This is a genomic window from Fischerella major NIES-592, assembly GCF_001904645.1.
In the GTDB taxonomy this organism is placed as follows: Bacteria; Cyanobacteriota; Cyanobacteriia; order Cyanobacteriales; family Nostocaceae; genus Fischerella; species Fischerella thermalis.
On the sequence record NZ_MRCA01000001.1, the window covers coordinates 787,866 to 800,796 of the forward strand.

Sequence of the window (12,931 nt, forward strand, 5' to 3'; positions counted from 1 at the left end):
TGTAGATATTTGTGCTGGGGTTCTAGGGGAAAAGTTATGCAAATCTGTCAAAACCCAAATTGCTCAAATCCTTTTAATTCAGATGGGAATAGATTTTGCACTAGTTGTGGTTCAAATAATTTTGGTACTTTATTTAAAGGTCGTTACCGAATTAGCAGGTTATTGGGTGAGGGTGGTTTTGGCAGAACTTACGAAGCACAAGATATCGATAGGCTAGATTCTCCCTGCGTGATTAAGCAATTTGTCCCCCAAGTACAAGGAACAGCAGCGTTGTATAAGGCTGCATCTATGTTTAAAGAAGAAGCTAGGCGGTTATATGAATTAGGAGAAAATCATGCTCAGATTCCACGTTTAGTTGCTTATTTTGAACAAGGTACAAATTTATATTTGGTACAAGATTTTATTGCTGGGGACACTTTATTAACAGAATTATTAACACAAGAATTTAATGAAGCAAAAATTAGGGAACTATTAGCTGATTTGTTACCTGTTTTGCAATTTATTCACGATCGCAATGTTATCCACCGTGATATTAAACCAGAAAATATCATTCGGCGTCACAGCGATCGCAAACTCGTCTTGATTGATTTTGGTGGTGCAAAACAGGTGACACAAACTACCTTTGCTCGCCAGGGAACAGGAATTTATACAATTGGTTATGCACCTTTAGAACAAATGCAAGGATACGCTTATCCTGCTAGTGATATCTATGCTTTAGGTGCTACTTGTGTAAGATTGTTGACAGGATGTTTACCATTACAAGATGGTTTTGGTAATCTTGCCGATGCTTTGTATGATGTCAGAAATGCTTGCTGGTTATGGCGAGAATATTTACAAGACAAAGGTGTCAGTGTTAGCAAAGACTTAGAGCAAATTCTCGAGAAGATGCTCAAACACTTCTTACCAGAAAGATATCAATCTGCACAAGAAGTTCTAGAGGATTTGCAGGGTAAGAAGGTTGCTGCTGTTCCGCCTACTATACCAGTTAACTGGGAAGCTTACAATTTTTGGGGACTGGATAAAGCCCAAAGACTAGATTATCAAGGTGCGATCGCTGATTTTAATCAAGCTTTGCAGATGAATCCTAACTATGTAGAAGCATGGAGAAATCGGGGTGATGTATATTTGCAAATGGGAGATTACCAGGCAGCATTAGCAGATTACAATCAAGCTTTAAGAATCGATCCGAATTTTGCTGGTGCGATCGCTGGGCGTAATAAGATTAACGCCATACAACAGCAGCAAACACCTAGCTATCGTCCAGTTAACCTCAGCAATGTTACTTTTGCCTATGCTTTAACTGGACATACCAATATTGTCCGTTCTGTAGCGTTTAGTCGGGATGGACAAACTCTTGTCAGTGGTAGTAATGATAAAACGATCAGAATCTGGAATGTGCAAAAGCGGCAATTACAAGGGGTACTGTCAGAAAAGGGAGAGTGGGTAGTTGTAGCTATTTCCCCCGATAGAAAGACTCTCGCTAGTGGTAGCAGCGATAAAACAATCAAAATTTGGCATCTGCAAACTGGTAAATTAATATCGGTACTGAAAGGACACTTTGATTTAATTAATGCACTGTGTTTTAGTCGGGATGGACAAACTCTTGTCAGTGGTTCTCGGGATAGAACAATCAAAATTTGGCACGTGGGAACTGGTAAGTTACAGCGTACTCTACTCGAAAATGCAGGCTTACTTTATAGTATAGCCATTAGTTCTGATGATAATTTACTCGTCAGTGGTAGTAGTGATAAATTAGTTAGAATTTGGCAATTGGAAACAGGAGAATTACTGCGAACAATTGCGGGATTCCCTGGATTTGTGCGTGCTGTTGCTATTAGTTCAACTTTACAAGTTGTTGTTGGTGCTGGCTTTGGTAAAACTATTTATATCTGGGACTTATATACTGGTCAACTCCAACATGTTTTGGATGGACATAATGGTTCGATTCAAACATTAGTTACAAGTCCAGATGGACAGAGTTTAATTAGCGGTAGTGATGATCGAACTATCAAAATTTGGAACTTAAAAACTAAGACACTGCTGCATACTCTTACCGGACATACTAGCAGTGTCTTATCTGTAGATATTAGTCAGGATGGAAAACTCCTCGCTTCTAGCAGCGAGGACAAAACTATCAGAATTTGGCAAGCAACTTAAGGTGCTAACCAAGAAAAAGGAGCAAAGGGCAGATTTCTCAGTACCCAATACGCCAAAATAACTTTTAATATCATCCAAATCCAATTAGATTTGATGAAAATCTGAGGAATTTTTTGACCGAGAATTACAGGCGCACTGTAAGCAATATAAGAATAGATTAAGTATGGTAATGATATTACCATCAGTGGGTTTAAATCAAAAGCTTTGAGTAGATTTCCATGCAAAAGATAATGTAGACCTCGGAGTGTGCCACACCCGGGACAATATAAGCCAGTTAGCAACCGAAATGGACTTGGAGGATAGATCTGAGAATCGCTAGGATTAAAAAAATATAGAACTATTGCAGCTAAAATGATAGTACTTGTGAGTGCTGTTACTTTGAAACTTTTTTTAGTGAAAAACGAATATTTGCGGTGATAAAGTGTATTCATTTTCATAGAATCAAAAACAATGATTTATATAGGGTTTATTATTGAGTCAGTTAATCATGAATCTATTGTGAACCCAAAAATGCCACAACAATAACGAATAAGATATAAAGTATGCCGAAAGCTAGTCCTGAACCAAAGGAGACCCAGCACCATGTTTTTGCACTTTTAGATGCTTGCATAGCACCTTCATAATCCCCGGCGGCTAATTTAGAATTTACTTGTGCTGCATAAACGATCGCCACAATTCCAAATGGCAAACAGCAAAAGAGAGTAGTTAATATTGCTTGTGGCAAATAAGTCGGTATGTTCCGAGATTGCATTAAAAAATCCTTAAATTTAAATAACTATCAACAATCGCTGTATAAAAATTACGCACCTTTAAGATATCAGAATGACCTGAAATTCTGTAAATCGACTTAATAAAAATCTATAATAAATCGAGAATGCAGCAGAGGCAAAATGCAAGGGTTAAATGAGCTGATTCCCCGTTTGCAAGTAAGGAATATTACCAAGTCTTACTCTGGTTTGTTCGCAAATAATCAGGTGAATTTGACAATTCAACCGGGTGAGATTCATGCTTTGTTGGGAGAAAATGGGGCGGGTAAGAGTACCCTGATGAAAATTATCTATGGGGTGGTGCGTCCTGAAAGTGGTGAAATTTTTTGGCAAGGAAAACGAGTTGACATCACTAACCCAGCAAAAGCGCGATCGCTTGGTATTGGTATGGTGTTTCAGCACTTTTGTTTGTTTGAAACCTTGACTGTAACTGAAAATATCGCCCTGGCGCTTCCTGCTAGCGAACAATGGAATTTAGCACAAGTTAATCGCAAAATTCGTGTTTTATCTCAAGAATACGGTTTAGATATCAACCCAGATTCCCCAGTTTATACATTATCTGTAGGTGAAAAGCAGCGAGTAGAAATCATTCGTTGTCTATGTGTTGCTACTAAGTTACTGATTTTGGATGAACCCACGGCGGTTTTAACTCCCCAAGAAATAGAAAAGCTATTTCTGACATTGCAGCAAATTGCTGCTGGTGGTTGCAGTATTTTATTCAGCAGCCACAAATTACAAGAAGTGCGATCGCTATGCACTCATGCAACAATATTGCGGAACGGCGAGGTGATAGCAGAGTGTAACCCCCAAGTAGAGACAATTCACAGTTTGGCAAGGATGATGATAGGCGAGGATGAGGAACACGGGGGACAAGGGGGACAAGGGGGACAAGGAGGACAAGGGGGACACGGAAAATATCACACTCCCGCCACTCCTCACACTCCCCCCACCTCCCCCATCTGCTTCCAAGTCCGCGATTTGTGTTTGGAATCAAAGCATCCTTTAGGAATATCGTTGCAGCACATTAATTTGGAGGTTCGCACTGGTGAAATTGTCGGGATTGCGGGAGTTGCAGGTAATGGACAAAGGGAACTCTTAGCAGTTTTGAGTGGTGAAGTAATCTGTCCCAAAGCAGACAAGATCATGTTGGGAGAAATACCTATCGGTGATTGTGATGTGCCTAAGCGTCGGCGTTTGGGTTTGGCGTATATCCCAGAAGAACGTTTGGGGGTGGCTATCGTACCAAATATGAATCTCTTGGAAAATGCTTTGTTGACAGGTTACTCCCAAGGGTTATTGCGAAATGGTATGATTCGGCAACGCAAGTTAAAAGCTTGGACTAGGAGAATTTGCGACGCCTTTAATGTCAAACAAGTAGGGTTAAATTCGCTTGCTGCAAGTTTATCGGGTGGTAATCTACAGAAGTTTATTGTAGGGCGAGAGATTCAGCAAAACCCGACTATTTTGATTGCAGCACATCCGAGTTGGGGTGTGGATGTGAATGCAACTGCAACCATCCATCAAGCTTTCATGGAAATGCGAAATATGGGTGCAGGGGTGCTAGTGGTTTCCGAGGATTTGGATGAGTTGTTGACATTGTGCGATCGCATTGGCGTCATCTACAAAGGACAACTCTCTCCCTTTATGCCAATCGCAGATATCAGTCGCGATCAAATTGGTCGTTGGATGGGAGGAGTGAGTTTTGTTTGACTTAAAATTAGAACCTCGTGAACAACCCGCCAAAATTTGGTTAATTTTATCACCCTTACTGGCATTACTAGGAACAGTGATCGTCGGATTATTTCTGTTTCGTTTCTTAGGTAAATCTCCAATTACTGCATTCACGACTTTATTTATTACGCCTCTAAGTAGCTTGTATGGAATCACAGAAATCGCAGTCAAAGCAGCACCAATTATTTTAATTGCTGTTGGTTTAGCTGTATGTTTTCAAGCCCAAGTGTGGAATATTGGTGCCGAGGGACAATTTACTCTGGGAGCAATTTTTGCTAGTACCGTAGCTTTAGTATTTGCTAATATAGATAACTATATTGTACTCCTACTTTGTTTATTAGCTGGAATATTAGGTGGTGCAACTTGGGCTAGCATTCCAGCTGTGTTAAAAGTGAACTTTCATACTAACGAAATTCTCACAAGTTTAATGCTAAATTACGTAGCAGTTTCTCTTTTAAATTATTTAGTCAGAGGAATTTTACAAGACCCCCAAGGATATAATTTTCCTGAATCTGCACCCTTTAGCGAATTCGCCAGTTTGCCATCATTAATTACCGGCACACGGTTACATTTGGGTGTAATTTTTGCCCTCATGGCGGCGGTGTTAATTTGGGGAATGCTGCGACAAACATTTTTTGGTTTTAGTGTGCGGGTAATTGGTGCAAGTCCTAGTGCAGCAAATTATGCTGGGATCAAAAGCGATCGCATTATTTGGCTGAGTTTACTTATCAGTGGTGGTTTAGCAGGTTTAGCTGGTGCGTGTGAAGTTCTCGGTCCCATTGGACAACTACGCCCTTTCATTTCTCCTGGTTACGGTTACGCGGCTATTCTGGCAGCATTTGTTGGTCGTTTACATCCATTGGGAATTATTTTATCTAGTTTGCTGATGGCACTGTTTTATGTCGGCAGTGAATTATTACAGATAAAATTGGGACTTCCCTTAGCTTTAGCAGGAGTTTTTCAAGGTATTGTATTTTTCTTTCTTTTGGCAGGTGATTTATTAGTTTATAAGCGGATAGTCAAGAGTCAATAGTCAATTGTCATTTGTGATTAACCGCTAACTGCCAGCACTTTCAAGGTATAGTCTGGTTAATGAAAATTCCTTGGCGTCTTAGTGTCTTTGTGTTTCAAAAAGAAATTTGATTCACCACCAAGACACTAAGACACAAAGAAAACTTATTTTTATTGGATTGCACCACCAAAGGTCTATCACTAACTACTAACCACCAACAAATGATTTTTAGCAACATTCTCAACGATACTTTACGTGCAGCTACACCTTTAATTTTTGCCGCATTGGGTGAATTAGTGGCAGAAAAATCGGGGGTTTTAAATCTTGGTGTAGAGGGAATGATGCTGGTTGGGGCTGCTAGTGGTTTTATTGTTGCTTCAGTTACAGATAATATCTATTTGGGGTTCTTGATTGCTTTAGTTGCAGGTATAGTGATCGCCTTTATTCATGCAGTGCTAACAATTAATATAAGTGCCAATCAAGTAGCAACAGGTTTAGCCCTTAGCATCTTTGGTTCTGGACTCAGTGCTTTTATAGGTGCAGATTATGTTGGTCAAACAATTACTGGATTGCAACCTCTAAGCATTCCAATTTTGGAATCTATGCCTGTGATTGGGAAAGCTTTTTTTCAGCAAGATATTTTGGTGTATCTCTCAGTGATTTTGGTATTTTTGGTTGCTTGGTTTTTGCAAAAAACGCGCTCAGGGCTTATATTGCGCAGTGTAGGTGAATCAACCACAGCAGCCTATGCTTTGGGTTTACCTGTAAATGGAGTACGTTATTTAGCAGTTTTGTTTGGTGGGGCGATGGCAGGGTTAGCAGGGGCTTATCTTTCCCTAGTGTATACACCTTTTTGGGCAGAAAATATGACAGCTGGACGGGGATGGATTGCGATCGCTTTAGTTGTGTTTGCAACTTGGAAACCAATGAGAATCTTGCTGGGTGCTTATTTATTTGGTGGAGTCAGCGCTATCCAGTTAGTTTTGCAAGGACTAGGGGTAGGTATTTCTCCTTATCTTTTGTCCTCTTTGCCTTACCTTGCAACTATCTTAGTACTAACCCTCATCTCACGGGATGCTACCCGTATTCAACTAGTAGCACCAGCATCACTGGGAAAACCATTGCAGAAATTATGAGTTATGAATTATGAATTATGAAATTCATGTTTGAATTGTAGTGGTGATGAAGATTATGTTTTATTAAAGCGAACACAGATGCACACAGATACACACAGATGAATTACAGCAGTTGCGATCGCTAATGCGGTTGCTCATGCGACGGGTGTAGGGTTGCGTCAATATAACAATCTTACCCGAACGAGTTTGGCAAGCGATCGCTTTCCATTAGTTAATCTGGATTAACTGGATATCAAATATCAGTTCTTGTCCTGCTAGGGGGTGGTTAGCATCGAGAGTAATTTGAGAGTCTGAAACCTCTGTGACAACTACGGGTATGGCTTGACCATTACTCTGAGAAATTTGTAACATTTGACCCACCTCTATAGATACATCTGTGGGGATGCGTTCTTTGTCAACTACCATGACTAATTCTGGGCGATAAGGACCGTAGGCTTCATCTGCTGGAATATTTGTCCTTTTAGATTCTCCTGGGGTCATACCAACTACAGCTTGTTCAAAGCCGGGAATAACTAATCCTTCACCAATCGAAAACTGCAACGGTTCTCGCTCAACAGAAGTGTCAAATACTGTGCCATCATCTAGCTTACCTGTATAGTGAACTTTCACAGTATCACCTAGTTTGGCTTGTCCCATTTTCGTCTCCTTCAAAATTTTAGTTCACTACACCTACCCACCCTAGTACTTCTACGAGCAAATGTATCCCGATTTTGTTATTTATTAAGATTTCAATTTTGTCAGAGATAAGATCACCGACTTCTTTGAGAAGTCGGTGATCTGAGCTTTGCGATTCTCACAAATCACATAGTAGGATTGCTATATTAGCCCCAAATTTATTTGAGGGCGGTATTTTGGGATTTCTTGAAATTGTTGCAAGATGTCATATCATGTCCGTTTGAGGACTGATCATATCTGTGAAGGTCGGTAATCGATAATCGGTAATGACAAAAACCAATTACCAATTACCTATTACCCATTACCAACACATGCGCATAATACTAGTCTTCAAGCTAACAGGATATACAGTATTTTCACTGTTTTTCCCTTACATAGTCAAAGATTGCGGATTAGTCTCAATCAACTTCGCCAAATCTTGCAAGAACGCCGCAGCATGAGCGCCATAGATAATCCGGTGATCGCTGGTCATGTTGACCTGCATTTGTTGCTTGATGCCAAACATGCCATCGGCTGTAGCAACGACTTGGGGGCGGGATGCACCGATCGCTAATATTGAACCCTGTCCGGGTGGTAAGATTGCATCAAATCTATCGACGCCAAACATGCCTAAGTTAGACAATGTAAATGTACCGGTGCTGTATTCTTCTGGTTGCAGCTTTTTAACTCTTGCCCTTTCTACCAAAGACTTCCAAGTCCGAGATAAAGAATAGATATCCAGCTGATCGGCGTTTTGCAACACTGGTGTAATTAATCCACCATCATCCATAGCTACTGCTACAGCTACGTTGATGCTAGCAGGATAAACAATGCCTTGATCTGAGTAATTGGCGTTAATCAATGGATGTTTTTGCAGTGTCACCGCTACGGCTTTGGCTAGGAGGGCGGTCATTGTCACACCCTTAGATTTAATTTGTTTATATAATTTGTCCAACGCATCAGTGGTGATTGTGTAACCTACATGGATCACAGGCACTGATAAGCTAGCGACCATATTCCGTGCCACAGCACTTTGTAAGGTATTCAAAGGCACTACTTGACCGGGAACTGCGGCAACTGCTGGTGTGGTTGCAACCGGAGTAACCACTGGTGCTGGGGTAATAGGAGCAGCGCTAGCAGGTGGCTGGCTGGTTTTGCTGATCACGGCTTGCACATCTTCGGCAACAATACGACCGTAAGGACCACTACCAGAGATGTTACTCAAATCCACTTTGAGTTCTTTAGCTAATTTGCGGGCGCGGGGTGAAGCTACAACCCTTCCAGAGCGGTGGTTAGAGCCGTTGTGAGTCGCCAAGGCAGGCTTTTCGGACGCAGCTGTGTCTGCGGTTTTTGTGGGAGCAGCAGTAGCAGTAGTTTCCTGTTTTGCAGTGCCAGCGCCTTGGGCTTGAGACTTGGCTGTTTCAATTTCGGCTTCAGTTTCTGCCAAGAGGGCGATCGCAGCTCCCACTGGTGCGGTTTCACCAGCTTGCACAATAATATGAGCCAGATATCCTTCATAAAAGGATTCCACATCCATATCTGCCTTATCTGACTCGACAACCACCACTGTTTCGCCTTTTTCCACTTTATCCCCAGGTGATTTTTCCCAGGAGACAATTTTTCCTTCAGTCATAGTGGAACTAAGTGCGGGCATGAATACTTCGTAAATGCTCATAGGGGGTTTGGCGAATCGATAAATTTATAGACTTTAACAAAATTAATGCCAGATCGAATTGTATCCTGAGGACCGACGAGAGGAACTATTCTATTACCTACTGGTCTACTAATTTGTATTTCTTATCATGGCTGCTTACATCAGAACAATTACTCAAAAGTCAGAGGAACTTGAGTAATCTCTCAATCTAAAATGCAAAAGTGATCAATAAACAGTTTGAAAGCGCTTTTTAAGTTTATATGTCGGCAAAGTTGAAAATTTTGGTAATTCTGGTACTAAGTATCTTTGCCACCGCTGTTGCTGGAGTATATTTAACTAATCGCCAGCAACATGCTCTGACTGCCAATAGCACCAGATCACAGCAGCACTCTTCTGCGGTAGCCTCGGCTCAAGAGATTGTCACCAATCCAGAACGGGCTAATTACAAAACAGTACCTTTAGACAGTATTAAATCTGTTCTCCAAGGTACTGATCCAGCTGCTTTGGCTCTTGATGCTTTTGACTCTTATCAACTAGAGCAAGGGACACGTAAGGTAGAGGTATATTATCCACACCCCAATCAGGCGTTAGTCACAATCACCCAAACTAACCAAGGAAAGAAAGCAGCTAAAGCCGTCAAATACCGAGTTGAATTGGCAAGCTTTGGGCGATCGCTACTGGCGAGTTCACCTCCTCTGTGGCAAATTGTTTGGGCTGGTTCCCAAGAGAAATGTTTTTCCAACCAAGATCAGGAAAATTTGGTCAAGGTGATTTGCCAGTAGATGCTTACAAGATAATAGGAACTCTCAACAACAGGAGCAAGCAGTAAGGAGAGACTAAGTGTGGTGTGAGGAGTTTACAGTCGTCAGTTAGCAGTTATCAGTCATCTGTTATCAGTTGTTAGATTTGTTAGCTCACTGATCACTGTTCACTGTTAACTGAAGTTAGCATCGAGCTTATACATCGCCACGAATTTCTTCTACAACACCATCACGCAACACAACTTCGACCTGCATTTTGCTAATTAAGTTATCCCCTGGTTCCACACGGAAAAAACCTTCCATCTGAAATTGATTAACTTCTTGGTCTAAGTCTAAAAGCTGCACTTGCTGGAGGTTTTGCAGACTTTGATTTTTTTGCTCTAGCAGTTCACTTTTCTTTTGATTGACCTGGTATTGAATGCTTTCAATTTGTTGGAGGGTTTGGGGACCAGGCGGTTGCAGATTTTGTTTTTGTACTTCTGCGATCGCCCTTTGTCCTTGGATGTCCAACTGTTGCAATTGCTGGTCAATTTGATTGATTTGCGCTTGTAGTTGCTGCTGCACTTCCTCTTTCCACAAGGGAGTGACAATGGCTTTAATGTTGACGACACGCTTTAAAAGCAGTTGAGGTTTGGAGACATCCATAAAAGAGTTCACGTTTGTTGAGAGTTTGCAGTGGACTTATGAGGCAAACATGCCGTTAATAATATCGTGATAGTGTTGCATCACGACATGCCGCTTGATTTTCAGTGTTTGGGTCATCATGCCATTTTCAATCGAAAATGGCTCGAGAATTAACTTGAACGGGCCAATGCGGTCATCTGGCCGATAGCCTGGACGGTTTTGCACTTCCCGATTCAGTTCTTGCCGAAATAAATCCTGGATTATTTTACTCTCCAGGTTTATTTTTTGACTGGTAGCCGCAGTAACATTTTCATCCTCTATAGTTAGTTGGAGATTCCCAGAAGCTGCCCATTTTTCTAAGGCTTCTAAATTCGGAACAATTAAAGCACCCAGAGATTTACGATCTTGCCCAACCAACATAATCTGATCTATGTAGGGCGATCGCAAACAAGCATCCTCTATCGGTTGTGGTTCGATATTTTCCCCATTCGTTAATACAATCGTATCTTTTGCCCGTCCGGTCAGAATTAAGTCATTTTGGGGTGTTACCCAACCCAAATCACCGCTATCAAACCAACCTTCAGGGTCAATAGCTTTGGCTGTGGCTTCGGGATTTTGGTAATAACCTTGCATAATTTGTGGCCCCCGCAGCAACACTAACCCCCGTTCTCCTGTTGGTAGCTCTTTTTTAGTCTCTGGATCAACTATTTTAGTTTCTGTACCCGGGATTGGTTGCCCAGCTGCACCGCGTAAGTTCCGCCAGTAACGCCGTGCATGGGTGACAGGAGCAGTTTCTGTCAAGCCATAACCCACCAAAATCTCGACACCAAGAATTTCAAAAAAGTCATCTACATGCTTCGGAAGCGCACCACCGCCGCTAATCATTTGCTTGACTCTACCGCCAGTCGCTTCCCTGACTTTGCTATAAACTAGTTTTTCTCCTAAGGCATACAAAGGTGATAAAGCAGCAACTTGTAAACTAGCTGTTAAGCGATCGCCCATACTCGGATTGAGATTTTCTAAATTCAAACCCGTCAAAGTCCGGCGCGCTTTAATATATTTCTCGCCTATCTCGAAAAAGAAGTTAATCAAGCGTTGTCGAGAAGCTGGCTGTTCACGAAACTGTTTTTGCGCTCCTTCATAAATAGATTCTAAAAGGCGTGGTACGGCTACCATGTAATGAGGTTGATATTCTTTCAAATCTCGTTTGATAGAGCGGAGGTTGGTATAAACCTGAGTACAACCTTGAGAAAGTAGAAAATATTCGCAACTACGTTCATAGCTGTGCCAGGTAGGGAGAATGCTCAAAACTGTATCTCCAGGCCGGGGTTGCACAACTACGGGTATAGCTACGATTTGGTGCATCAAATTGCGATGAGTCAGCATCACTCCCTTCGGTTTTCCCGTAGTCCCTGAGGTATAAATTAGGGTAGCCAAATCACTAAGGTTGCGTTTGACTGGTTGTAGGGAATGCTGAGCGCCAATTTCCATCAACTGGCTGAATGTATACAGCTTGAGGGTTTCCGCTTCCGGTAATGCTTCGTTGCTGAGTACAATCACAAATTGAATGGGCAAATCATTCAAGCTACCGCGTAGTTTATTGAGTGTTTTTAAATCTTCCACTACTAGCGCTGTGCTGCCACTGTTAGCCACAATGAAAAGTAATTCTTCTTTGTCGGCTTGGGAACTCCGCACCGCATCCACCCCTCCCGCAGTCATAATTCCCTGATCAGCAATCAGCCAACGAGGACTGTTGTCAGCAATCAGGGAAATGCGATCGCCTGCTTGTACACCCAAAGCCTGTAAGCCAGCTGCAAATCGTTGAATTTGCTGGCATAACTCAGTATAAGTTAACACTACTTCGGGTTTAGCATGAGGATCGCGCAGAGCAACAATATTACCAAATTTTTGTGCAGCTAAAGGCCAAATTTCTGGTAGCGACTCCACACTAGAATAATCAGCCGAGTCCTTGATTGCTTCACGTTCATGGGCAGTGATATTAGCAAGAAAAGCATTTTCTACAAAAGTTTTTGACATAACACTATAGCCTAAGTAATCAACAGTTTATTTTTCCAGCTTATGCTGCAATCAGGATAAAATACCCAATCTCGATAGACACTATTTATTTTGTCTAAAAAATTTTTGAGGATTTGATGTACATATATATAAAAATCTATATTAAAATTAAAGAGTATAAACAAAAAGTAATACCAACTTTGGTTTTTAGTTGGTTTAAATGATTTGTTTGACCAATTAAAAACAGTAGACACCTATTATCAAAGTTGCATGACCTGAAAACCTGATTTTTTAAAAGTGATGGATGAAATGGCGCATCACCCGGTGATGGGTAATCGGTAATTGGTAAGAAATTGTTCTAATTTTTCCAATTACCAATTGACAATTACCAATTACCAGGACAACCCCGCAAATAAATA

General features: G+C 41.3%; 11 protein-coding genes. 5 read left to right on the top strand and 6 right to left on the bottom strand.

Going from position 1 to position 12,931, the window contains the following annotated elements:
* Positions 1 to 36 precede the first annotated feature (36 nt).
* Positions 37 to 2,157: a protein kinase domain-containing protein gene (locus tag NIES592_RS03520; RefSeq protein WP_073554915.1), complete on the top strand. Its 2,121-nt coding sequence runs from the start codon at positions 37 to 39 to the stop codon at positions 2,155 to 2,157.
* On the opposite strand, the gene NIES592_RS03525 is transcribed toward NIES592_RS03520, so the two are convergent.
* The gene (locus tag NIES592_RS03525; protein WP_371915091.1) at positions 2,154 to 2,594 is read right to left on the bottom strand and encodes a DUF2752 domain-containing protein; all 441 of its coding nucleotides are present in this window, start codon (positions 2,592 to 2,594) and stop codon (positions 2,154 to 2,156) included. The two genes, NIES592_RS03520 and NIES592_RS03525, sit on opposite strands and share 4 nt — an antisense overlap.
* Positions 2,595 to 2,650: 56 nt before the next feature.
* Positions 2,651 to 2,908 carry a CD225/dispanin family protein gene (locus NIES592_RS03530; protein ID WP_073554917.1) on the bottom strand — a complete coding sequence of 86 codons (258 nt, stop codon included), beginning with the start codon at positions 2,906 to 2,908 and terminating at the stop codon, positions 2,651 to 2,653.
* A 139-nt stretch (positions 2,909 to 3,047) separates the two neighbouring features.
* On the opposite strand from NIES592_RS03530, the gene NIES592_RS03535 reads away from it, so the two are divergent.
* From NIES592_RS03535 to NIES592_RS03545, 3 genes are all read left to right on the top strand, one after another.
* On the top strand, positions 3,048 to 4,634 hold the full coding sequence (locus NIES592_RS03535; protein WP_073554918.1) for an ABC transporter ATP-binding protein: 1,587 nt from the start codon (positions 3,048 to 3,050) through the stop codon (positions 4,632 to 4,634).
* On the top strand, positions 4,627 to 5,688 hold the full coding sequence (locus NIES592_RS03540) for an ABC transporter permease (RefSeq protein WP_062248600.1): 1,062 nt from the start codon (positions 4,627 to 4,629) through the stop codon (positions 5,686 to 5,688). The genes NIES592_RS03535 and NIES592_RS03540 overlap by 8 nt, the downstream gene beginning before the upstream one ends.
* Before the next feature lie 200 nt (positions 5,689 to 5,888).
* Positions 5,889 to 6,803 carry an ABC transporter permease gene (locus NIES592_RS03545; RefSeq protein ID WP_073554919.1) on the top strand — a complete coding sequence of 305 codons (915 nt, stop codon included), beginning with the start codon at positions 5,889 to 5,891 and terminating at the stop codon, positions 6,801 to 6,803.
* A gap of 207 nt (positions 6,804 to 7,010) precedes the next feature.
* On the opposite strand, the gene NIES592_RS03550 is transcribed toward NIES592_RS03545, so the two are convergent.
* Both NIES592_RS03550 and NIES592_RS03555 read right to left on the bottom strand, forming a co-directional pair.
* Positions 7,011 to 7,439, bottom strand: a complete 429-nt coding sequence (locus NIES592_RS03550) for an FKBP-type peptidyl-prolyl cis-trans isomerase (RefSeq protein WP_009456163.1) — start codon at positions 7,437 to 7,439, stop codon at positions 7,011 to 7,013.
* Positions 7,440 to 7,848: 409 nt separating this feature from the next.
* A complete protein-coding gene (locus tag NIES592_RS03555) occupies positions 7,849 to 9,132 on the bottom strand; it encodes a dihydrolipoamide acetyltransferase family protein (RefSeq protein ID WP_073554920.1) in 1,284 nt (427 codons plus the stop codon).
* A 239-nt stretch (positions 9,133 to 9,371) separates the two neighbouring features.
* Here NIES592_RS03555 and NIES592_RS03560 point away from each other — a divergent pair, with 239 nt between their 5' ends.
* Positions 9,372 to 9,893, top strand: a complete 522-nt coding sequence (locus NIES592_RS03560; protein ID WP_009456158.1) for a hypothetical protein — start codon at positions 9,372 to 9,374, stop codon at positions 9,891 to 9,893.
* 174 nt (positions 9,894 to 10,067) lie between these two features.
* On the opposite strand, the gene NIES592_RS03565 is transcribed toward NIES592_RS03560, so the two are convergent.
* On the bottom strand, positions 10,068 to 10,517 hold the full coding sequence (locus NIES592_RS03565) for a YlqD family protein (RefSeq protein WP_009456156.1): 450 nt from the start codon (positions 10,515 to 10,517) through the stop codon (positions 10,068 to 10,070).
* A gap of 36 nt (positions 10,518 to 10,553) precedes the next feature.
* On the bottom strand, positions 10,554 to 12,533 hold the full coding sequence (locus NIES592_RS03570; RefSeq protein WP_073554921.1) for an AMP-dependent synthetase/ligase: 1,980 nt from the start codon (positions 12,531 to 12,533) through the stop codon (positions 10,554 to 10,556).
* Between the last annotated feature and the right edge of the window lie 398 nt (positions 12,534 to 12,931).